This is a genomic window from Gilliamella sp. wkB308 (genome assembly GCF_001690185.1).
Lineage (GTDB): Bacteria > Pseudomonadota > Gammaproteobacteria > Enterobacterales > Orbaceae > Gilliamella > Gilliamella apicola_I.
The window spans coordinates 540,184-563,688 of record NZ_LZGN01000038.1; the positions used below are offsets into that span (position 1 = coordinate 540,184).

22 protein-coding genes and 1 riboswitch are annotated in these 23,505 nt (G+C 35.0%); of the genes, 8 read left to right on the forward strand and 14 right to left on the reverse strand.

Translation table 11 applies throughout. From position 1 onward, the window contains the following. Positions 1-28 precede the first annotated feature (28 nt). From A9G10_RS10320 to A9G10_RS10335, 4 genes are all read left to right on the forward strand, one after another. Positions 29-787, forward strand: a complete 759-nt coding sequence (locus A9G10_RS10320) for an ABC transporter permease subunit (protein WP_081299190.1) — start codon at positions 29-31, stop codon at positions 785-787. Positions 788-895: 108 nt separating this feature from the next. Next, positions 896-1,111: riboswitch (FMN riboswitch) on the forward strand. 209 nt (positions 1,112-1,320) lie between these two features. Further along, positions 1,321-1,959 (forward strand): 3,4-dihydroxy-2-butanone-4-phosphate synthase, encoded by a 639-nt coding sequence (gene ribB, locus A9G10_RS10325; RefSeq protein ID WP_065559443.1) that lies wholly within the window; start codon positions 1,321-1,323, stop codon positions 1,957-1,959. A gap of 406 nt (positions 1,960-2,365) precedes the next feature. Continuing rightward, positions 2,366-2,689 carry a DMT family transporter gene (locus A9G10_RS10330; protein WP_065559444.1) on the forward strand — a complete coding sequence of 108 codons (324 nt, stop codon included), beginning with the start codon at positions 2,366-2,368 and terminating at the stop codon, positions 2,687-2,689. Between the two features lie 29 nt (positions 2,690-2,718). Next, positions 2,719-3,033, forward strand: a complete 315-nt coding sequence (locus tag A9G10_RS10335; protein WP_065559445.1) for a DMT family transporter — start codon at positions 2,719-2,721, stop codon at positions 3,031-3,033. 323 nt (positions 3,034-3,356) lie between these two features. Here A9G10_RS10335 and A9G10_RS10340 read toward each other — a convergent pair whose 3' ends face one another. Then, entirely contained in the window at positions 3,357-3,959 is a 603-nt protein-coding gene (locus A9G10_RS10340; protein WP_065559446.1) for a peroxiredoxin C, read from the reverse strand. A gap of 122 nt (positions 3,960-4,081) precedes the next feature. Beyond that, on the reverse strand, positions 4,082-5,398 hold the full coding sequence (gene srmB, locus A9G10_RS10345) for an ATP-dependent RNA helicase SrmB (RefSeq protein WP_065559447.1): 1,317 nt from the start codon (positions 5,396-5,398) through the stop codon (positions 4,082-4,084). A 458-nt stretch (positions 5,399-5,856) separates the two neighbouring features. Here srmB and trmA point away from each other — a divergent pair, with 458 nt between their 5' ends. The 3 genes from trmA (at position 5,857) to A9G10_RS10360 (ending at position 9,389) form a co-directional block, all read left to right on the forward strand. After that, on the forward strand, positions 5,857-6,957 hold the full coding sequence (gene trmA / locus A9G10_RS10350; protein WP_065559448.1) for a tRNA (uridine(54)-C5)-methyltransferase TrmA: 1,101 nt from the start codon (positions 5,857-5,859) through the stop codon (positions 6,955-6,957). A 361-nt stretch (positions 6,958-7,318) separates the two neighbouring features. Next, positions 7,319-8,005 carry a heavy metal response regulator transcription factor gene (locus A9G10_RS10355; RefSeq protein ID WP_065559449.1) on the forward strand — a complete coding sequence of 229 codons (687 nt, stop codon included), beginning with the start codon at positions 7,319-7,321 and terminating at the stop codon, positions 8,003-8,005. After that, positions 7,992-9,389: a heavy metal sensor histidine kinase gene (locus A9G10_RS10360; RefSeq protein ID WP_179855832.1), complete on the forward strand. Its 1,398-nt coding sequence runs from the start codon at positions 7,992-7,994 to the stop codon at positions 9,387-9,389. Before A9G10_RS10355 ends, A9G10_RS10360 begins: the two co-directional genes overlap by 14 nt. On the opposite strand, the gene A9G10_RS10365 is transcribed toward A9G10_RS10360, so the two are convergent. The 6 genes from A9G10_RS10365 to A9G10_RS10390 form a co-directional block, all read right to left on the reverse strand. After that, complete coding sequence (locus tag A9G10_RS10365) at positions 9,382-9,582, reverse strand: YaeP family protein (protein ID WP_065559451.1); 201 nt, start codon at positions 9,580-9,582, stop codon at positions 9,382-9,384. The two genes, A9G10_RS10360 and A9G10_RS10365, sit on opposite strands and share 8 nt — an antisense overlap. Positions 9,583-9,635: 53 nt before the next feature. Beyond that, on the reverse strand, positions 9,636-10,598 hold the full coding sequence (rfaC, locus tag A9G10_RS10370; protein WP_065559452.1) for a lipopolysaccharide heptosyltransferase RfaC: 963 nt from the start codon (positions 10,596-10,598) through the stop codon (positions 9,636-9,638). Between the two features lie 2 nt (positions 10,599-10,600). Further along, positions 10,601-11,647 carry an ADP-heptose--LPS heptosyltransferase RfaF gene (rfaF, locus tag A9G10_RS10375; protein WP_065559453.1) on the reverse strand — a complete coding sequence of 349 codons (1,047 nt, stop codon included), beginning with the start codon at positions 11,645-11,647 and terminating at the stop codon, positions 10,601-10,603. Then, a complete protein-coding gene (locus A9G10_RS10380) occupies positions 11,648-11,908 on the reverse strand; it encodes a hypothetical protein (RefSeq protein WP_065559454.1) in 261 nt (86 codons plus the stop codon). Between the two features lie 107 nt (positions 11,909-12,015). After that, positions 12,016-12,780: a methyltransferase domain-containing protein gene (locus A9G10_RS10385; protein WP_065559510.1), complete on the reverse strand. Its 765-nt coding sequence runs from the start codon at positions 12,778-12,780 to the stop codon at positions 12,016-12,018. A 9-nt stretch (positions 12,781-12,789) separates the two neighbouring features. After that, positions 12,790-13,521: a 1-acylglycerol-3-phosphate O-acyltransferase gene (locus tag A9G10_RS10390; protein WP_065559455.1), complete on the reverse strand. Its 732-nt coding sequence runs from the start codon at positions 13,519-13,521 to the stop codon at positions 12,790-12,792. Positions 13,522-13,610: 89 nt separating this feature from the next. Here A9G10_RS10390 and mnmD point away from each other — a divergent pair, with 89 nt between their 5' ends. After that, the gene (gene mnmD / locus A9G10_RS10395; protein ID WP_065559456.1) at positions 13,611-14,339 is read left to right on the forward strand and encodes a tRNA (5-methylaminomethyl-2-thiouridine)(34)-methyltransferase MnmD; all 729 of its coding nucleotides are present in this window, start codon (positions 13,611-13,613) and stop codon (positions 14,337-14,339) included. Positions 14,340-14,373: 34 nt separating this feature from the next. On the opposite strand, the gene tamB is transcribed toward mnmD, so the two are convergent. The 6 genes from tamB to A9G10_RS10425 form a co-directional block, all read right to left on the reverse strand. Further along, positions 14,374-18,174 (reverse strand): autotransporter assembly complex protein TamB, encoded by a 3,801-nt coding sequence (tamB, locus tag A9G10_RS10400; RefSeq protein WP_065559457.1) that lies wholly within the window; start codon positions 18,172-18,174, stop codon positions 14,374-14,376. Between the two features lies 1 nt (position 18,175). Continuing rightward, entirely contained in the window at positions 18,176-19,864 is a 1,689-nt protein-coding gene (tamA, locus tag A9G10_RS10405; RefSeq protein ID WP_065559458.1) for an autotransporter assembly complex protein TamA, read from the reverse strand. A 666-nt stretch (positions 19,865-20,530) separates the two neighbouring features. Beyond that, positions 20,531-21,070 carry a hypoxanthine phosphoribosyltransferase gene (gene hpt, locus A9G10_RS10410; protein ID WP_065559459.1) on the reverse strand — a complete coding sequence of 180 codons (540 nt, stop codon included), beginning with the start codon at positions 21,068-21,070 and terminating at the stop codon, positions 20,531-20,533. A gap of 114 nt (positions 21,071-21,184) precedes the next feature. Next, positions 21,185-21,691 (reverse strand): tRNA adenosine(34) deaminase TadA, encoded by a 507-nt coding sequence (gene tadA, locus A9G10_RS10415; RefSeq protein WP_065559460.1) that lies wholly within the window; start codon positions 21,689-21,691, stop codon positions 21,185-21,187. A gap of 9 nt (positions 21,692-21,700) precedes the next feature. Next, positions 21,701-22,522, reverse strand: coding sequence for a 4-hydroxy-tetrahydrodipicolinate reductase (gene dapB / locus A9G10_RS10420; RefSeq protein ID WP_065559461.1), 822 nt, complete (start codon positions 22,520-22,522; stop codon positions 21,701-21,703). Between the two features lie 284 nt (positions 22,523-22,806). Further along, complete coding sequence (locus tag A9G10_RS10425; protein ID WP_065559462.1) at positions 22,807-23,418, reverse strand: FKBP-type peptidyl-prolyl cis-trans isomerase; 612 nt, start codon at positions 23,416-23,418, stop codon at positions 22,807-22,809. Positions 23,419-23,505: the final 87 nt, after the last annotated feature.

A 23,505-nucleotide genomic window follows, 5' to 3' on the forward strand; every position in this document is an offset into this window, starting at 1 on the left:
GGCGGTATTCTCTTTTTTATATATCCCAATGATTATTTTGATTGTTTATTCATTTAATAGTTCGCGTTTGGTGACTGTTTGGGCAGAATTTTCAACCAAATGGTATGTTGAATTAATTCATAATCAAACCTTACTTAAGGCGGTTGGTTTAAGTTTAACTATCGCAGCTTGTGCAGCAACATTTGCGATTGTACTTGGTACATTAGCTGCTTTTGCCATTATCCGTTTTAGGCGTTTTCGTGGGTCAAATCTGTTTTCTTTTATGACAACAGCACCGTTGGTTATGCCTGATGTGATAACGGGTTTAGCTTTGCTATTGCTCTTTGTTGGAATGGGGCAGGTACTGGGTTGGCCAAGAGATCGGGGAGCGATCACGATTTGGATGGCACATACTACATTTTGTACAGCTTATGTCACCGTCGTTATTAGCGCACGGCTACGAGAGTTGGATAAATCTATTGAAGAAGCTGCATTAGATTTAGGTGCAAATCCATTAAAAGTCTTTTTTGTGATTACTTTACCTATGATTGCGCCAGCATTAGTGTCTGGATGGTTGCTAGCATTCACATTATCACTTGACGATGTGGTTATTGCTAATTTTGTGACCGGCCCGGGCGCCATGACATTACCTAAACTGATCTTCTCCAAAGTTCGCTTAGGCGTGGATCCTCAAGTTAATGCACTTGCCACAATTATTTTGTTAATTGTTGGCATCATTGGATTTATTTCGTGGTTATGGATGCGTAAGTCTGAACGTCGTCGATTGCGTGAAACACGCATGCATTAAACGCTTTTATATACAATATTGCCGCTTTATGCGGCAATTTTTTTCTTTTTAAAATCTCCGTGTTTTTTCTTCGGTTTTGTATTATAGTGTCGAGTGTTAGTTAACTAACAAAATTCTCAGGGCGGGGTGTAAGTCCCCACCGGTGGTATAGCCCACGAGCGCTTAATATTTTAGTCAGTCAATATTTCGAATAGCTAAAATTATTTTGATTATTATGCGAAATGATTTGAAATGAATTTGAAGATGATTAATGGGTATTAAGGTCTAGCAGATTTGGTGAAATTCCAAAGCCGACAGTAAAAGTCTGGATAAAAGAGAGTTGCTTATCTTTTCTTAATTTGCTATTGGTTGCATAGTTAACTTTTTTAGCAATATCACTATGGTCAAGCACAGCCCTGATTCTGGTATTGAGTTTATTTTTAATTAAATTAGCTTGAGAATGCATAAAATACGATTGATAAGTATTAATTTTGGATTATCAGGATAATTTAGAAAAATAATAAATATATTAAAAAAGGACCTAGGTATTTACCATGAATCAGTTTAATTTAAATGAATTTGGAACCCCATTAGAACGTGTCAAAAATGCGATTGCATCCATTCAAGCAGGGCAAGGCGTGTTAGTTTTAGATGATGAAGATCGGGAAAATGAAGGTGATATTATTTGGGCAGCGCAAACCATAACGACAGAACAAATGGCACTGACAATCCGTCATGGAAGCGGAATTGTTTGCTTATGTATGCCAAAAGAACAGTGTGATAAATTGAATCTTTCTATGATGGTGGCAAATAATACCAGTAAAAATCATACAGCCTTTACTATTTCAATTGAAGCGGCTGAGGGAGTGTCAACTGGCGTATCAGCGGCAGATCGCGTTACCACAATTAAAGCTGCCGTAGCCGATGAAGCTAAACCCAGTGACTTAAATCATCCTGGTCATGTTTTTCCACTGGTAGCAAAAGAAGGTGGAGTTCTTGCTCGTCGAGGACACACCGAAGCATCGGTTGATTTGGTTAAACTAGCCGGATTCAAACCTGCCGCTGTGATTTGCGAATTAACGAATGATGATGGTTCAATGGCAAGAGCGCCCCAAGTGGTTGAGTTCGCTAAAAAGCATCAATTGCCTGTGGTGACAATAGAAGATATAGCAAACTATTTACAGTCTTTATAACCATTACGTTAGAAGTTTACTTCCTTTTATACAGGGAAGTAAATTTACTTGAAATTGTGTGCTTAAACATTTATTCATTTATGTTTAAACTGTTTCAATCAACTTATCTTCAACTTTGAGATGAAACGCTGAGAAAGCGAATAATCAGGGTTAGCCTTGCCAATTGTGTATCTTCATTATAGAATTGAATAAGAATAAGCTAAGTAAATTAGTAGTGATATATCAAAATGTTTTAGTGCGACTTAAGTTAGTTTAATCTTAAACCACGTAGTTTTTCTGCATTAACATGTTGATCTTTCGGTGGCAAACCTTCATGTTTGCGAACCATCTTTTTTTTCAACGATATAAACATCGGTAGAAAAAGCAAAATCAAGCAATAAGTAAAAATGATAGCAGCGAGGTAGCTATGTTTAGCATTAATAAAGAGTGGGGATTTGTTATATTGACCTGCTTTTTTGAATTATGTTGGATTTTAGGATTTAGTGTTGCAACGGAGTATTGGCATTGGATAATAATTATTACATTAATTATTGTCGATTTTACATTTTTAACTAATGCCTGTAAGACCATTCCAACAGGTACTGTTTATGCCATATTTTCTGGCGTTGGTGCCGTTGAGGCAACGATTATTGATATGGTGCTTTTTGGTAAAGAAATCAAAATGATGCAACTCTTTTTTGTAGCATTAATCATAATTGGCGTTGTGCAACTTAAACGTACAGATAGTTAATCGGCAAAGGTAAGATTGAGGATTTTATTATGGGATGGCTTTTAATATTAACGGCATCATTTTTTGAAGTGATAGGGGCAATAGGATTGAAGCTCTATGCTGAACAAAAAAAAGTAATAAGATTAGTTTTATATTGGGGCGGATTTTTTGTTTCTTTTGTTCTTTTTTATTTCTCTCTGCATTATCTTGAACTCAGTATTGTTTACCCCGTATGGGTTGGACTTGGCACATCCGGTGCGGTATTTGCCAATATGTTTTTATTCAATGAGCCTAAAAATTTACCGCGTTTATTGGGATTGGTCATTATTATTGTTGGTGTGGTTGGGCTGCATATGACAATGTAAAACGCAATGTTAAAGTATTTTCCATTTTTGTTTTTAATTGTTCGCAAACTATTTTCAACTAGATAACTCAAAATTGATAAAGTATTTTTATTTATAAAAGATCCGTTTCAAGTCACAGAATTCATCTAAATAGACATTAATTTTAATCTTATAGTCTTCTACTTAATGCATACAAAACTATTAAATGAAATTCTTCACTGTAAAAAAGGAATAATGTAAAAAAGGAATTAAGAATAAAAAACCGGAGAATATCTCCGGCTTATCAAAGTAACTTGAATTGAAAATCAATCTTTTCAATAAGTTATTCAGTATAGAGTAGAATATTAAAGTTCGTTAGCGTGTTGTTTTAAGTAACTTGCAACACCATTAGGATTGCCTTGCATACCTTGTTTACCTTTAGTCCATTGTGCTGGGCAAACTTCGCCGTGTTCTTCATGGAATTGGAAAGCATCAACAATACGGATCATCTCATCAATATTACGCCCAATAGGTAAATCATTAATAGTCTCGTGACGAACAATTCCATTTTTATCAATAAAGAATGATGCACGAAGCGCTACACCTGCTTCTGGATGTTCAACACCATAAGCTTGCATAATAGTGTGCTTGATATCGGCAACAATTGGGAATTTAACTTCACCAATCCCACCTTTATCTTGCGGAGTGTTTCGCCATGCGTTATGAACATATTCTGAGTCCATTGAAACACCAATAACTTCAACACCACGTTTTTTGAATTCTTCAAGACGATGATCGAAAGCAATAATTTCTGATGGACAAACAAAAGTAAAATCCATTGGCCAAAAGAATACAACGGCATATTTACCTTGAATATGCTGTGCTAAATTAAAGTTATTTACAATTTCACCAGAACCTAAAACTGCTGATGAAGTAAAATCAGGTGCTTTTCGCGTGACTAATGTCATGTGTTTCTCCTTGTTTAAAACCAAAAATATTGTAAACCTTGATGGAATGTATTATAGCAACTGATAAAAATTGTCCAAGTTGTTATTAACAATCGCTTTCATAAGCTCTGACTATGTCAGACTTATGAATTATTCGATTTGCTTAATTTGTGTTTGGGTTTACCTTTATTTTTAGTGTCACGTAAACGGACTTTAACTTTTTTCTTGGCTGTTTCATCCTGTTTTTTTGCACCACGCTTCAATTTTGATTTATTTGAAGGTTTTTTCTTACTAGTCGGTTTTGGTGCTTTAGTTTTAGGACGTAATCCTTCAATCGTTCTCAATTTTATGGGTTCTTGAATATAGCGTTCAATTTTCAGTAATAGATCATTGTCATGTGCTTCAACTAACATGATAGCCGTACCTTTTTTACCTGCTCTTGCTGTACGACCAATACGGTGTAGATAGACATCTGCTGTTCTTGGCGCATCAAAATTGATGACATGCGTCACATCATCAATATCGATTCCCCGAGCAGCCACATCGGTAGCTACTAAGACGTTGACAGTGTTGTTACTGATTCTTTTTATCGCTTCATTGCGTTTTGCTTGTACCATCTCGCCTTCTAAATAACAACTTTGTATACCGGCTTGATGTAACCAAGTTACCAGTTCGTGTACACGTTCACGTTTTCGAACAAATACAATTGTTTTTTGAAATTCCTCTTGCTTGAGAAGATGGGTTAATAATGCAACTTTATGATTAAGATCATCAGCACGATAATAAAATTGGATGATTTTTTTACGCTCTTTACGGGAAGGGGTCGCATTAATCTCAACGGGGTGATTGAGAATTCGACTGGCAAAATTGAATAAACCTTCACCTTCCAGTGTCGCTGAAAAAAGTAAGGTTTGTTTGCGCCAACGTGTTTCGGCAGAAATCGTTTCCACATCTTGCGAAAAGCCCATATCTAACATGCGATCGGCTTCATCTAAGATCAACATTTCCACCGCTCGGCAGTCGAAGTTTTCTTCTTTAATATACTGCAGTAGTCGTCCGGTTGTGGCAATGACAATATCTTGGTTTTTACTAAATACTTCTGCATGATTCATATAAGCGACACCACCAGTAATTGTCGCAATACTCAGATGCGTTGATTGCGTGAGGTTTTTTGCCTGTTCTGCAATTTGCATTGCAAGTTCACGCGTTGGCGTTAAAATTAAAATTCTTGGTGGCCCCGGTTTTCGACGCGGAAAATCTAAAAGATGCTGTACCGCTGGGATTAAAAAAGCAAGTGTTTTACCGGTACCGGTTGGTGCCGATCCTAAGATATCTTTGCCATCTAAAGCTACAGGGATCGTTTGCGCTTGAATTACGGTAGGGGTAATAATATTTTGGGCTTCGAGATTGTTAATTAATACATCATCTAATTGTAAATCGGAAAAAGTTTGCGTTGTCATAATGACCTTTATAACGAGAAATTTAAAACACATTATAACGGCAATCAATATAACTACAATATTATAACACCAATGATTGTCTATGGTGATAACAACATTTACACCAGATGAAAGCTTAATGCGCTAATTTTAGCAAATTCTCAGATAATTAATGTCACTGAATGAAAATAACTCATTTAAGTGAATGTAATGTTCATTAAGAAATAAGCATCAATTTTGACTAACTGCATAAATTGAATTTCGTCATGCAAATTTGATGCAAAGTGACTTAAAGTTATCGTTGGATGGTATCAGGCTTACCATTGATAGTGGTTTATGATAACATAGATAAAATAATGGGGCTAAAATCTGTTGTGATATAATAAGCGAAAATCAATTTTTATATCTCTGTTTAGTCTATGGCATTAAATCAAATTGACTATTTTTTTATAACCACTTTCTAATAATCTGAAATTAAAATGGCAGAATGTTTCTCTAACGAAAAATATCAACAACAGCTTGAAAATAAAGTCACAAATTTAAAAGCGCTTTTATCACATTTTTCATTACCTGATTTAACCGTGTATTCGTCTCCAATCAGTCATTATCGTATGCGTGCAGAATTTAGAATATGGCATGATAAAGATGACCTTTATCATATCATGTACGATAAAAATACAAAAAAACGAATAAAAGTAGAAACTTTCCCGATTGCAACAGCACTTATAAATGATGCTATGCAAAAGATTATTCCGCTTTTAAAACCTAATTATTTGCTTCGCCATATGCTTTTCCAAATCGATTATTTTTCGACATTAAGTGGTGAATTGCTTATTACACTTTTATATCACAAAAAATTATCCGATGAATGGCGGGCAGAAGCTGAAAAGTTAAAGCAACAGTTAGCCGAACAAGGTGTTAATTGCCATATTATCGGTCGAGCAAGTAATCAAAAAATAGTTATTGATGTTGATTATGTTGATGAAGTTTTACCAGTCATGGGTAAAAATTTGATTTATCGCCAAGTTGAAAATAGTTTTACGCAGCCTAATGCAGCGGTCAATATTAAAATGCTTGAGTGGGCTATTTCGGTTACGCAAGGTTTAGCCGGTGATCTGCTAGAATTTTATTGTGGAAATGGTAATTTTTCAATAGCGTTGGCTCGAAATTTCCGAAAAGTATTAGCCACTGAAATTGCCAAAGCTTCGGTCTATTCGGCACAACATAATATTGCGGTCAATCATATTAATAATTTGATTATTGTTCGATTATCGGCTGAAGAGTTTACGTCAGCGATAAGAAAAGAACGAGAATTTAATCGATTGAAAGGCATTAACTTAGATGACTATCAGTGTGATACGGTACTTGTTGATCCACCTCGTGCAGGATTAGACATAGAAACATTAAATAATTTAAAAAGTTATAAAACCATTATTTATATTTCTTGTAACCCTCATACATTGCGTGAAAATTTACAGCAATTGACAGAAACGCATTCGATTAAACATTTTGCTTTATTTGATCAGTTTCCTTATACAGAACACATCGAAACAGGCATCGTTTTGCATAAAAATAACTGAATTTGATATTCAGATTCAGTTATTTTTGTTAAAATGCCGAGATTTTAAAGTCAATCATTTATTGTTTCAGAGATTAATTCGAGCTTATTGTGTTTTATAAGCAAAAAAAAACCCTAGATAAACTAGGGCTGCATTAAATTGCAAGGAATGGATGAAAGGAAATAAAACAATGAAACAATAATGTCTAGCCTCATGAATCATTGTGTGGATACTATAACAAACACATTCAAACGGATTAATGACAAGTAGATTACAAAATAGTCATGGAAATATCATGAATGTTTTTGAACTTTTCATATATCATAGGAACAGTATTATGTAAGTTAGATAACCTGATACTTTGGCAAAGGAAATATTTAAAATGAAATTGTTAGTTGTTGAAGATGAACAGAAAACAGGTGAATACCTTCGTCAAGGATTAATTGAATCAGGCTTTATTGTTGACCTAACCAAAAATGGTTTAGATGGCTATCATCGGGCAATGACAGAAGATTATGATTTAATTATCCTGGATGTAATGTTACCGGATATTGTTGGTTGGAAAATTGTTCAGTCATTGCGTGAAGCGGGTAAAGATACCCAAATTATATTGTTGACAGCAATGGGAAGTGTTGAAGATAAAGTTAAAGGATTAAATTTAGGTGCCGACGATTATTTAGTGAAGCCTTTTTCATTTGCTGAATTATTAGCGAGAGTCAAATCGTTATTAAGACGAAATGTGCCGCAAGTAAACAATTATCAATTAAGTATTGCTGATTTAGTCATGGATTTGCCAAAGCGAACAGTGACACGTTCAGATAAACGTATCGACCTCACCAATAAAGAGTTTTTACTACTCGAATACTTCTTACGTTACCCAGGTGAAGTGTTACCGCGATCGTTAATTGCTTCACAAGTTTGGGATATGAATTTTGATAGCGATACTAATGTGATTGATGTAGCCATAAGACGGTTACGTAACAAAATTGATGCCGGATTCGAACCTAAACTTATTCATACTGTGCGTGGAATGGGTTATAAAATAGATGTATTGGATGAAACAGAGTAAATTAATTTCCGTTCGGTTACCCATTATTGTTTGTCTGATAACATGTGGACTACTTTACTGTTTCAGTTATTTGATCGAGCGGTCTTTTGAAAAATTTTCAATCAGACAAAATGTGACCGAATTAAATTCGGTTATTACCTCTATTGAAAGAGAACTAACTTATTATTCACCGAATGATAATCGTGATGAATTTATCCAAAATTTATTGCTAATCCTTACTGGGCATCATCACTTATTTGTTTATATCATTGATGATATGGGGAAAATAGTCTATCGCACTCGAGGCCCCAATTTAGCGATAGCATTAAAATCACAAGAGTTAGAACGAATTATTGAAAATGACAGTACTTCTATTGAGACGATAGATAAATCATCTTATCGAATTGCGGCGTCAAGGGTGATAGGGGAAGACGGTAAACGATTCACTACGATTGTTGCCGTTCGTCGTGATGTGCAACTTGAATTTATTAATCGGTTAAGAAACGGATTAGGTCTGCTAATTATTATTTCTTGTGTGTTAGCATTAATTGGTTCATTCATCAGTATTTACTATACTCAAAAACCAATCAATCGCTTAATCAAGAAGATTGAAAGAATTAGTTTAAATAATTTAAATTATCGTATTCCAACCTCGTCAGTACCGGTTAAATATGTAAGCTTGGTCAGAGCATTTAATAACATGCTTAATCGTATGGAAGATGTTTTTACTCGTCAGCATAATTTTACTGCCGACATTGCACATGAGATGCGTACACCGATTACTAATCTTACCACGCAAACGCAAATTGTACTCAATAACGCTCGTACAACAAATGAATACCGTGAAATTTTATATTCTAATTTAGAAGAATATGAAAAAATGTCACAAATGATTTCTGATATGTTATTTTTGGCGCAGGCAGACAATCGCCAGCTTGTGCCTAATTTGATTGACATTGATCTCACTAACATGATTATGATGATGTGTGATTATTTTGAGCCTCTCACCGATGAAAAAAATATTACTTTCCAACTCGACGGTCACTGTTCTCACATACAAGGCGATAAAATGATGTTAGGGCGTGCAATTGGTAATATTTTGTCTAATGCGATTCGTTATACACCGAATAACGAGGTCATAACTATCACATTAAGTCAAATGAGTGAAAAACGGGTTAAGATTATCATCTCTAATCCGGGCAAAAAAATTGATAAAAAACATTTACCACATCTTTTTGACCGATTCTATCGTGTCGATGAATCACGCCATCGTAATGACAGTTCCGGTGCAGGTATTGGGCTTGCCATTGTTAAATCCATTATTGAGACCCATAAGGGATCAATTTATGTAGAATCAGATGATAAATCGATACGTTTTATTATCAATTTACCAACGGCTATTTAATATCAAAGTCACTCATTAATAAGTTAGCTGCTGCATAAGCAGCTTTCTCTCTAAGTTCAGCAGGTACTTGTTTATCACCTGCAACTTCATTTAAAACCAACATAACGGCACCTAAAGCATCTTCAACATAGCCTAATTCATTACTGCCGATTTGAGCATATTTTTCCCGAATGAGATCACAATATTTATTCATAAGTTAGATTCCTTTAATCTTTTTAAATAACGCTATTTCAATTTTATCTCATTTTACAAAAAACGGGCTAATTGCTCATATACCTTCGTTGCTGAGATAGTTTGCATCTTCTGATCTGGAGAGACAAGACTAAATTGATTTTTACCATAACCGCCAATTAATTTAGGATCGGTTTGACCAAATAAAGTAATGTTTGGGCGATCGAGTGCCGCCGTTAAATGACTTAATCCAGTATCGACTGAAACCACAGCTTTAGCCCCAGCAAGTTTAGTTGCTACTTGAGAAAGAGACAATTTTGGTAACACTTCGACATGATTAAATCCTTGTGCTAAGCGTTGAGCGCTTTGCATTTCATGCGCCGTTCCCCAAGGTAATTTAATTTTTAAACCGGTTGGCGCTATCAATTGTATTAATTGACGCCAGGCGTCTTCTGTCCAGTGTTTTTCATATCTGGTGGTGGCATGTAAAAATATCAAATATTGTCCATGATCAGACGGTAATTCTGATAAAAAATGGCTTGCGATTGCATAGTCACCCATGTCACCGGATAGCTCGTACCCAAGGCTTTTTGCAAAGAGTTGTCTTACTCGTTCAATGGCATGCATCGATTTTGGAACAGAATGTTTAACATCATAAAACCAACTGGCAATCGGTTCTCTTATGCTATGACGATCTAAACCGTGCTTAATGCCTCTTGCTTTACGTGTGATAAAAAAAGCACTTTTTATTAATCCTTGCGCATCAATAATACAGTCATATTCCCGTTCACGTAATGATTGAATAAATTGGTGACGCTCTTGACGAATAGATTTACCGAACCAGTTTTTACGCCAGCGCCGAATAGCCACAGGGATCACTTTATCTACCGCAAAATGCCATGTTGGAATTTGCGCAAAATTCTCTTCAACTACCCAATCAAAAGTCATATCAGGTAAATGATGGGCAGCATCAGTTAACGCGGGTAAAGTATGAAGTACATCGCCCATTGAAGATGTTTTAACAATAAGTACACGCATAATTAATGACTCTTTTCACAACGAGCTATAAGCTTCATTAAAGTTTCAAATACAGTTTCAGGTTTTATATCAATCAAACTTTGATGGTAGCCTTGTTCTGCATCACCTTTACGGACTTTATGATACCCTGTTATTAAGCGAATAACTTCAGCTTTATCAGAAAGAGGTGGGGTAAAGTCTGGACTACTTGGGCCATAAAGCGCAACCAAAGGGCGATCCAAAGCTGCGGCGACATGCATCAATCCCGAATCATTAGTCACAATTGCTTTACAAGCCGCAATTAAGTTAACCGCTTGCTCCAATTTTGTTTTACCGGCAAGATTAATACACTGATCGCCTTGTGTCATTTGCGCAATAATTTTTTCGCCAACTTGGCGATCATTATCAGAACCAAAAATAACAATTTTGGCATGTTGTTTTACAAGCATATCACCAAGCGCGGCATAATGATAATCCGGCCAACGTTTTGCAGGACCGAATTCAGCACCAGGACAAAAACCAATTAACGGCAAATTATCATTGATCTTAAACGTGGTAAGCGTATCATTGATGTCTGTTTGACTAACTTTAAGTTTAGGCCAAAGTATGGGTTGTGGTATTTGCTCTGCTGTGTGGATCTGATCCTTAGGGTAGGCAAGGGCAACATAACGTTGAACCATTAATGGAAAGGCTTGTTTATTAAGTTTACGAAGATCGTTAATCAGTCCATAACGCATTTCACCTTTCCAACCTGTTCGCTGATGAATTCTGGCAAAAAAAGGGATTAAAGCTGATTTAAACGAATTAGGTAAAATAATCGCTTGGTCGTAATGATTATGACGGAGTGATTTGCCGAGTCGATAACGTTGGGTTAAACCAAATTTACCATGACCAATTGGCATTTCAATAGCTTGATTCACTTCTGGCATTTTATTCAATAGTGCTTGGCACCATGCTGGTGCCATAACATCAATTTCAATATTAGAATGAAGTTGTTTTAACGTTCGATATAAACTTTGCGACATCATCATATCGCCAACCCATGAAGGACCAATAATTAGTGTTTTCATTTAATGTCCTTTTATAATCGTTGAAGAACAAACATTGTGATGAAATATTGCGTTAATGTCTAACTGCTGATCGGCAACGATAGCTGTAATAAAGTCATCTTTATCCATAAAATCAGCCCTATTTAAATCAAGTAAATTGGCAAATTTTGTCTCATCAGTTAAATTATCAACGTTTAGAACATCTTTAATTTTTTGATTATTCATACTATTAACAATATTACTTTCGATAGAGACAATACCATCAGTTATGATGATTACCATTATTTTCCTTAATTAATTAAATTACGCTGTTTATCATACCGAGTTAAGCCAATATTTTCGAGTGAAGTTTAACTATTTCAAGCTTAGTATCAGTATGATGAAAAGTGTTAACCATTTTTTGCAGTAACTAAAATGTATCGAGCAAGACTTAGATACGGTTCTGCTTGGCAGTACTGCTTTTCAAGTGCCAATAACTGATCAAAATGACTATTTATTTTTTCTTTATTATTCATGTAATCATGAAATAGACGAATTCCCGTTTTTTTAATAATATGAAAATCTAGCGTGGTTAACCATTGATAGACATCATCTGGTATTCGAGGGAAATCGGGTGATAATGTTTTTTTCTTACGTTTTGCAAGCCCTGATTGGGTATAACCAAAATTACCAAGTGTCACCGTTTTAAAAAGAAGTGCATGATAATTATAGAACATCAAGGATAAATAACCTTCGGGTTTGAGGTGTTTTTTTAATGATTTAAGAACACTGATCGGATCGGCAACCCACTCTAATACTGCATGACAAATCACCATATCATATTGTTCATTAATGATATGATCAATATCTTGAATAGCACAACAATGACAATTAATATTTAACTTTTCTGCTTGGGCATTTTTTTGTGCCAGTGCTAGCATTTGCATAGAAATATCACATAATGTGACATGATGTCCTAATTTTGCCAATCGACAAGCCATTTGTCCTTGTCCACCACCTGCATCAAGAATTTTCAACGGTTTGGTTGTTGGAAATGTGGCTAATATATTTTCTAATTCTTGCCAGACAATGGCTTCACGAATTTTTCCTTTACTTGTGCCATAAATATTTTGTGCAAACTTATGACTGATATCATCAAAATTACGGTCTTGCATATTCATTAATTATTTTTTACTGTTTAGTTGCTTAACTTCATTGTTGATTTCAATTAATTTTTCAGTCATTTGTTGATAACATTGTTCCATTAATGTTCTGGCGTCTTCTTTACGTAACGATTTGGTGTCAATAGGATCCAACATTTCAACAATCATATGACCGTTATTTAAACGATTTAATTGAATGTTATTGGTATCAGAGACGCAAATAGGCACAATAGGTACGCCTGCCGCAATTGCTGCTTTAAATGCACCTGTTTTAAATGGTAATAATCCACGTCCGCGACTTCGTGTTCCTTCAGGAAACATCCAAATCGATATGCCACGTGTTTTAATTTCTTTAACAACTTGTCCAATGGTATCGTGGGCTTTTGATTTATTATTACGATCAATTAAAATATTACCAGTCAGATAATATAATTGCCCAAAAAAAGGAATCCACGCTAAACTTTTTTTTCCGACAGTCACTGTTTTCGGTTGGACAACGTCTGCGGCAACAACCATATCAAAGTTGTTTTGATGATTAGCGATATAAACACAACTACCTATTTTACTAATATCAGGATAGAGACGAGTATCAACTTTAACGCCCAAAATAGGTTTAAAGAAAAAACTAAATAAATGTGCAAATCTGGCTACGTTTTTGGGATTCCGAGGATTGAATAGGCAAAATATAACGCCCAGTACACAAACTACAATACCTATCAACACAACTGTAATTAAGCGGAAAAGAAAAACCATAATTTACCTCATAAATTGATTTAGCGTATTATATACATAAACTGTGTCAATATACAGTTTGATCAACGATAACTGAGTAAAGAGGCGTCATGCAAAAATCAACAATTATTTGGAACGAAAATCAAGCCCCAGTTTCTGTCTATTTTGATGATATCTATTTCAACACACAAGGTGCAGTTGCTGAAACAAAATATGTTTTTATTGAAGGCAATCATCTACACCAACGTTTTATCCAACATGATAAAGAGACTTTTATTATTGGTGAAACGGGTTTTGGTTCGGGGCTAAGTTTTCTCATAGCCTGGCAAACGTTTTTAGCTTTTAAAAAAGAATATCCCAATCATCAACTCCAGCAACTTAAATTTATCAGTATTGAAAAATATCCGTTATCAGTGACAGAAATGAAGATGATGCATCAAACCGCCATAGAAGATGAACGCCAACTTCAAATATTAGCCAAGCAGTTATATGCCTATCTAACGGATAACACCTGTCATTTAGACAAGGTCAGTTTGGATGTACTTTATGATGACATTCAATATTTTCCGGAATTTTTGGCTAAACAAAATGGGTTGATTGATGCTTGGTTCTTTGATGGATTTTCACCTGCTAAAAATCCTGACATGTGGTCAGAATCCTTGTTTAAAAGCTGTTTTCAATATACGTCACAAAAGGGAACGTTTGCAACTTTTAGTGCGGCTGGATTTGTTCGGCGAAACTTAATCAATGCTGGATTCAATGTGATAAAACAAAAAGGTTTTGGTTTAAAAAGAGAAATGTTAACCGGCAGTAAAAATGAGATAGCCTTAAACAAATAATCGTTAAGGCTAACTCAATTATTCTAATAAGTGATTAGAATTCAAATTGGTAGATAAAATCTAGAGTTTGCGCAAGTCCAGATGTTGCCTCTAAATAGAGTCTTGGCATCAATCGGTATCGTAAAGTAAATGTCGCCAGTGAATCAAAAATACCTACACCATACTTCAGTTGTAAGTTAGGCAAAATGTACCCACTAACAACCACTTTAGAGTTATTACCGGCTCCTTGCGTGTCTAAAGAAAGATTTTTTATTCCAAAGACATTACCAATATCACCAATATATTTGCCTGTTTTTGCCGTACCGATACCAACGAGTAGGGCGGTCATCATATCATTATCGCTTTGGTCGGTGCTTTCAAGTCCTTGACCTCGTATTAGATAAGATAATGCTTCTTGCTGGGACATAGCAGGATCTGAAAATATTTCAATTTTGGGCTCTTCCGAAGATCCAGTTACACGAATACCCGCTGTAATACTACTGTTATCAATTGAGTCTGGATTACGAATAGCTTCAATATCTAACTTAGCTTGGTCAGTAGGGCCCGAAAAAGTGATAATACCTTTACGGATAACTAAATCTTGACCATAAGCGTGAAATCTTCCTGTTGGAATCAAAACTTGCCCATGCAGATCTAAGCCTTTGTTGGTTTGTGCCGCAAGGAGATTGCCTTTAAGTGACGCGTTTAACCCAAAAGCATCGACAGTCACATGTTCACCAATGTCAATTTCAATATGGCTACTGATTTTTATGCCAAGTTTCTGTTTTTCGATTACTTGATAATTTTTATCTAACATAACTTCGTCAGGCGATACATCAACACTGGATGCTGGTAAAGATTCGACGGTGATCTTACCTTTAGGAATACTAACTTTTCCGGAAAGAATTATCTCATCTTGCGTCGCATCAATTTGAATATTGGGGATAATACTTAACACAACCATTGGCGGTACGGTAACTTCCATTGCTGCACCTGTGACAGAAAGATCCGCTTGCCATTTATTAAATGTATCCCAATTGGCGTGACCGTTAATATCAATATTACCAGACTTGGTGGTTAAAACTCCCTTTAAGGTGGAGGATTTACCATTGAAATTAAGATCTACCTTTGCTGATTTCAAATCAATTGGTAATTGACTGGATTTTATTTCACTGTGTTTTAAATCAATATTACCTGTTAAATAAGGATCCATTAACGACCCGGAAAAATTAACGTTGCCATTTATCGAGCCTTTAGCAAAATCATCTTTATCTAATAAGGGATTGATTATCGCTAAGGCAAGATGATCAATGTTTAATTTTCCATTTAATTTTTTTTGTTGAGTGGGATCGATAATAGTTACATTACCGCTTATTTTACCTAATTGTTTTAAGCTAAATAACCAATCAAATTTTGCTTGTTGTTGATTAAATTCAGCATTGATAGTAAATATTTCAAATGGAATAGATAATGATTGTGATGTGACCATCTGTTGAATATAGACTTCATTTCCTTTGATATTAGCCTTGATACTCGGCATTTCACTATTTGCATTGAATTTTATATAAGCTTTACCATTAATCAAGCCAGCTAATTTTGTTTCACCGTCGTTTGGAATAGGGAGTTTTGCCAGATCAATATCTTTTAAAGTGATACTTGTATTACTATTAGCTGTTGGAGATAGTGCTTGATCTAAACAAATACTTGAACCTTGGTTAGACCAACAATGAGCGCCTATAGTGGGCACTTGATGAGTAACATCATAAGATAAAGGTAAGGTTTTAACCAATTGCCAATGATTTTTATCACCTAAATTTAATAAAGCGTGGGATAAATTCCCCGTCCATTTTGTTCGATCAGGATCTAATCTTCCATTAAGCGATGTTGTAAATGAGGCGGGTGTTCCTGTAAGATTGATATCTAAAACATGATGACTTTCGTTACCTTTAAGCTCAATATTGGCATTTTTTATGCTTTGATTTGGAAGTTCTATATCGTGTGCTAGGAGTTTTAAATATCCACTGATTTGTTTGTTATATTCAATTTTTCCAGAAAGTTGGGCTGAGGATATTGACATATTCATCAAACTTAATTGGTGAATATTGATATCTGTATCCACGTTTGGTTCATTAAAACTGCCATTCATTTTCAATGTGCCTACAATTGAACCTTGTAAGTCATCAGCCAATAATGATAAAGATGATAAATCTAACTTAGCGTTTAAATTTCCTTTATCTGAAGCACCATTGATATTGATATGATTTTTTCCCCAATCTAGAACAAAATTATTCGCACTGATTGATTGATGAGAATTAATGTGCATACTGCCATTAGTTGTAAAATCAGCGTGATTAATATTACCCTTTAATTGAATTTCGGGAAGATTCAATTGCCATTTATCACCTTCTAACTGACCATCGGTTTTAAGTTGACCATTTAACCGTATAGGAAAATTTGGTAAATCTTTGCTGGTATCAACATCAGTTAAGTTTACTTTTGCATCCCAGTGTAAAGCTTTTTGCCAGTCAAGATTACCTGAAACATTGATTTCACCTTGAGGTAATTTCAATATTCCATGATCGAATATGGCTGATTGATTAGTTCCTTTGCCTATAACATCAAAAGATGTATCGGGTAGATCGTCTCCTTTAATTTTGCCTTTAGCGGTTAAGTCATACTGTTGAACGTTACCACCAATTGAGAAATTAAAATTATCAAGCTGGTATTGGGCTTGTCCTTCAATTGGCCATTGAAGGTGTTTACCCTTTAAGTCGGTCATCACAGGTAAATATTTTTCAATAAAAATGATTTTTGCATTAATTTTGGCTGAATTCAGTCCTTCAAGTACCGTGTTTGTTGTCAATTCACCCAATAATTTACCTGAAAATTGGCTATGCAGTTGATTGCTCGCTGTTTTTAATTGAATAAATGCCAAAACAGGCCAATCATCCCCTAATGTAATCTCTCCCGAAACAAATGCATGTCCATTAGCATAAGGAGTTGTCGCATCCGTATTCACCTGTTGAACGATAATATGATTATTGATGATATTGGTTTGAATAGTCACATTGTTAAATCGATAATCTTCTCCGCCAATATGTAAAAGCCAATTGTTACCCGTTAAGCGTCCGACATTGATATCGAGAGGAATAGTAACTTGGGGTAATGATTCGATTAACGGCTGATTGAATAATTGATTTATCTTTTCATTAACAGGCAAATCATTCTGAACTGAATCTGTTGTTGATTTTACTTGTGGGTGATCAGCAAAAATAGCACTTAAATCCTGTGCTTCAGCAGGAAATACATAAATCTTTTCGTTTACCCAAGTCGCCCTGCCCGTAAAATCAGACAGACCAAATTGCATATCATCAATATCAACTTTTACATCTGATACATGTGCCGTTTTCAGCTCGATTGGTAATGGGGTTTTCAAAATAACCCGTTTATCAGGTATTGGCTTATTGGAGTCGGTAATAATCTGATCGGTGTTCAGTTTTACTTTAATACCCTTTGATTCAAACTGTTCGATACAAATTTTAGTTTCAAGCAAACATAAACCAGATAATTTTAACGATGCATTATCAACCTGAACATCAATACCCGGTAGTTGCAATGAAAGACCATGCACCTGTAAATTGCTTAATGTCCCTTCTACTTTTTCAATTTTCAATTCGGGTAGGGCTTTATCTAGGACATAAGTGGTCAGCTTAACCCCTAAACTGGTATAAAGTAGTAAGATAATAAACACGACCAAAAAAACGAAAATAGATAATACAACCATACTACGCTTTTTCCATTTTCGTATTCGTTTAATTTTTTTTATTTTTTTCTCTCTAATGGGATTTTTAGCCATATTATAATTCGGATCCTAAACCAATATATAGGTGAACTGAACCAGAGTCTCTTCGCGTTAACGGAGTTGCTAAATCGAATTTTATTGGTCCAACCGGAGAAGCCCAACGCACACCAATACCACTTCCTGTATAAAATTTAGTTTTATCGACTTTATCAATTGCTTCACCTGAATCAATAAAAACAGCACCCCACCAAGCACCTGTTAAATTAAATTGGTATTCAACTGAACCTGTGATGAGCTTTGACGCACCTTTTAATTTACCATTTTTATCTTTAGGCGAAATAGATTGGTAACTATAACCTCGTATACTACGGTCACCCCCTGCAAAGAATCGAAATGAAGGCGGAACACGATCAAAATTATTTGCCTGAATTATGCCGAAATTGCCCCGAAAAATAAAACGATGACTATCGAATAAGGATCGAATCCAAGTTTGTTGTGTTTGAAAACGAATAAGATTGAGATCAGATCCTAAAGAATTAGCAGAGGCTTCAATAGAATAGCGTTGTGAATCTCCCCACATTGGCATAAGATTGCCATCGCTACGAATTCGTGAAAGACTAATAGAAGGGTAGTACAAAAGGGTATTAAAACTTGAGTCACCTTGCGTAAAGTCATCATGTAAAAGATTCAAACCTAGCGCACTTTGCCACCCTTCAAAATTGTCCCAATATCGAACCACACCAAAGGTATAGGAACGTGATTTAGTATCGTTATTGTCGATTTTTTTATAGCCACCTTGAATAGTATAGTATTGTTCAAGGGGAGATTTTTTGAGTGGGATCTTATAGCTCATTGTAATGGATTGTTCGGGCGAAGAAAGTGATAAATTACTTTGTAAACTTTGTCCACGACTGTTAATCCAAGGTTTATTCCAAGTTATTTTGCCATATACGCCATTGTCGGTTGAGTATCCAAGCCCTAAATCCATGCTATTTTTTTTTCTGGGAGAGGTGACAACATTGATTGGTAGGGATTTGTCTGCTGTAACATTTGGAAAATCAGGAACAACAACAATTGAACTAAACCAATTTGTAGAAGTTAATCGACGATTAAGAATGGAAAGTTGTTCGGCACTATAAGGATCGCCTTCTTTAAACGGTATAATATTTTTAAGATAATCATCTCTAATTTTGGTATTAGAAAATTTAACTTGACTGAATTTATAGCGCTGCCCCGTATTAAAATCAATATTCCAAAAAGCTTGATGATGATCCATGGACACAGCTAATTGGTGTTGCGTCATATTGGCATCAAAAAAGCCTTTTTCTAACGCGAGATTTTTCAAACTTTTCTTGAAGGACTCATAAATGCCATGATTTAAAATATCGCCCGTTTTAGGCAGGTTTTTTTCAAGTAAATGTTGGTAATCATTATCATGCTGACCTTCACCTTCAATAATCACATTTAATTGTTCAATTTTAATCGGTTCACCAGCTGAAATTGTTACCGCTAATACTCTAGGATTTTGAGTGTTATATTGAAACACCGGAGCGTAATAACCCAAAGCTCGAAGCGCTTTTTTAACCTCGCTTTCAAAATACCGTTTAAAATTAGGCGTGTTATCGACTCTATCTGGAGTGATTAATGAAACACGAGCATCGACATTGTCAGCAAGTTCACCCGATAAACCTTTAATCGATAACTTCATATCAGCATAACTTGATGTTGATATGATTGTTAACATTAAAAGTAAACAAAACCTATAGGAAAATTGTGACACAAAGACCTCGAAGAAGTTTAAGTTAAAAAACGATCAATTGTTAATTTCTGGGCTAATCATGAACGTAAATTTAACATATTTAATATTTCATCGTCTATGATAAGCTAACTAAATCAGTTTTGATATCATCTTTTGTAAGGATTAATGTCTAATTCATTATTATTGAGCTTTAATATTTTAAGTTTAAGATTGTAAAGTTAACCCCTTGATCTTTGTAAAAAACCTTTTATATGCAAATAAGATATTATAAATTACTAGCAGTATTTAGCGCATTCTAAAGTGAGACTAAGATTTCTACTATTTCATTAATGTATAATATCAATGAAGAAAAGTAGGGACTAATTAATGGTATATTTACTTAATTTATGAATATACCCTAAGTTAACTTATTAAAATGTAAAAAATATATTTAGCTGTTTTGATATAGGATCGATTGATAGACATCGATCCTTTTTTGTTTCAGAAATTTTAAAAAGGTTATTGATTGCGCTATAACGCAGTACTATAACTTTAAATGATTATGCAAACTACAGATTGTTAACATCTGTCCAGTTTAATATTAAGGTGCTTTTAATCAAGTCCTATCATAGATTTATTCTATTAATGACTAAATTTGCGACCAATATTTATTTAGCCTTCTAGCAGTGTAACTTGACCGATATAAGGTAAATGGCGATAATGTTGAGCATAATCAATTCCATAACCAACGACAAATTCATCAGGAATTGAAAAACCAATGTATTTTACTGGTACAGCCACTTCCCGACGTGACGGCTTATCTAAAAGCGTACAAATTTCGATACTACGAGGATGACGTAATTTTAAAATTGCCATGACTTTACTTAACGTATTACCGGTATCAATAATATCTTCAACAATTAGCACATCTTTATCACGAATATCTTCATCCAAATCTTTCAATATTTTGACATCTCGATTACTGACAACGGCATTACCATAACTTGATGCGGTCATAAAATCAACTTCATGCCCGACAGTAATAGCACGGCTTAAATCCGCCATAAAAATAAATGAACCACGTAGCAGACCCACTAAAATAAGTTCATTTTCGCTGTGTTTATAATCTTGACTAATTTGTTGCCCTAGTTCTTTGATACGTTTTTGAATATCATCCGTTGATATCATCATTTCTAAAGTGTGTTTCTTCATTACTAATACTCAAAAAATAAAATTTAAATTAGATTCTAACAATTTTCATAGATAAAAAGAATAACAAAGCTTATTTTAAGCTGCTTAACATAACATTTGATAACCCTATAGTAATCATAGTATGTTCTTATCAATCATCTTGTTAGCATCGATCTTGGCTGCTCTTTTTTCTAAGCGACGTTTTTTGAAAAATTGACTGAGTAGCAAGCTGCACTCATCAGCTAATACGCCACCTTGCACTTGTGCAATATGATTAATGCCTTGATAAGCTAGAATATTAATAAACGAGCCGGCAGCCCCTGTTTTATAATCGCTTGCTCCAAATACTACTCGTTTTATTCGACTATGTATAATGGCACCAGCACACATAATACATGGTTCAAGTGTGACAAAAAGGGTCGTATTAATTAAACGGTAATTATTGATACACTTACCCGCTTGCTCAATAGCAAGCATTTCAGCGTGAGCAGTTGGATTATGGGTAAGTATTGATTGGTTAAAACCTTCGCCAATGACTTGACTGTTTTCATCGATAATTACCGCTCCTACCGGAATTTCACCTAAGGATTCAGCACGTTTGGCAAGCGTTAATGCATATTGCATCCAATATTCATCTGACATTGCAATTATTTATAGATTATTCAAATTTAATACGTCTCGCATGTCATAGAGTCCGACAGGCTGTTTTGCAAGCCATAATGCAGCACGGACGGCGCCATTTGCAAATGTCATTCGACTAGAAGCCTTATGACTAATTTCCACACGTTCGCCAATGTCGGCAAAAATGGCCGTATGTTCGCCAACAATATCACCCGCTCGAATAGTTGAAAAACCAATTGCTCCTTTTGGTCTTTCACCGGTATGACCTTCACGACAATAAATCGCACGATCGTTCAAATTACAATTTAAAGCTTGCGCTATCGATTCACCCATCGCAAGTGCAGTACCCGATGGGGCATCGACTTTATAACGATGATGAGCTTCAATAATTTCAATATCCGTATAATCTCCCATGATTTTTGCCGCTTTTTCAAGTAATTTAAGCACCAAATTTACACCTACACTAAAATTGGCAGCAAAAACAATAGCAATATTTTTTGCCGCATTCGTAATGGCTTGCTTGCCTGTAGAATCAAAACCAGTGGTGCCTATAATCATCATTTTTTTATGTTCAACACAAAAATTTAAGTGGGCAAGCGTACCTTCAGGTCGGGTAAAATCAATTAACAAATCAAATTGATCTTTGGCGAGTTCTAAATTATCTGTAATTGTGACACCACAAATGCCTATTCCAGCAAGTTCACCTGCATCGCTTCCAATCAGGGAAGAACCTTGTCTTTCAAATGCCGCACCTAAAGTTACTCCTTCGATTTGTGCAACAGATTGAATTAATTGACGTCCCATTTTTCCACCTGCGCCGGCAATAGCGATACGGATGAGGTTAGTTGACATAAAATTTTCCTTACCTATTTTCAAAATATTATTAAATTATTATATCGGAAAACAAAAGACTTATACACTGTGCAAAATTAAAATGCTGTAATATAAGGGATGTATCGTAATCATTTTAAAAGAACAAATTTATCTGTTGTTCTTGGTATATAGGAAAGGATGGTATTATTGGTGCTGATTTCTATTTTAGTCGTCGTTAACTTTTAAACATTATTGTTATTGGCAGGTTATTTAGAGCTTATAGTTAGGTTATAAAAAAGGACGCTTAAATGCGTCCTTTAGATTTATAAAACTTTCAATAATTCGACATCAAAAATTAATGTACTGTAGGGTGGAATTGAGCCTCCTGCACCTTGTGCTCCATAAGCAAGTTCTTGAGGAATATACAATCTCCATTTTGAACCTTCAGGCATTAGCTGTAAAGCTTCAACCCAACCTTGAATAACGCCATTAACAGGAAACTCAGCTGGTTGTCCACGTTGTACAGAACTGTCAAAAACCGTACCATCAATTAATTGTCCTGTATAATGAACTTGAACACGGTCTGTTGATTTAGGTAAGGCGCCTGTACCTTCGGTAATGACTTCATATTGCAAGCCGGATTCAGTTGATTTAATCCCATCTTTTTTAATATTTTCTGCTAAAAAATCTTTACCTGCTTGAGCAATTTTTTCAGCTTGTTTTGCTTTCTCTTGAGTGGCTTTTTCATGCATATGACGAAGCGCATCATGCAATTCTTGTAATGGTAGAACAGGTTGATTATTTGCTAGAACGTCTTGCATAGCTAATTTTAATGCATCAAGATCTAGATCACTCAAACCTGACTCCTTTAATTGTTGTCCAATTTGTAATCCAATAGCATAACTCGCTTTTTGATCTATGGTTTCTAATTTCATTTTTTACCTTTTGTTTGTCGTTTATAAACAGTATTTGAGACCCATTAAGTTTGTGATCAACAGAATAAATATTAATTAATAAAATAG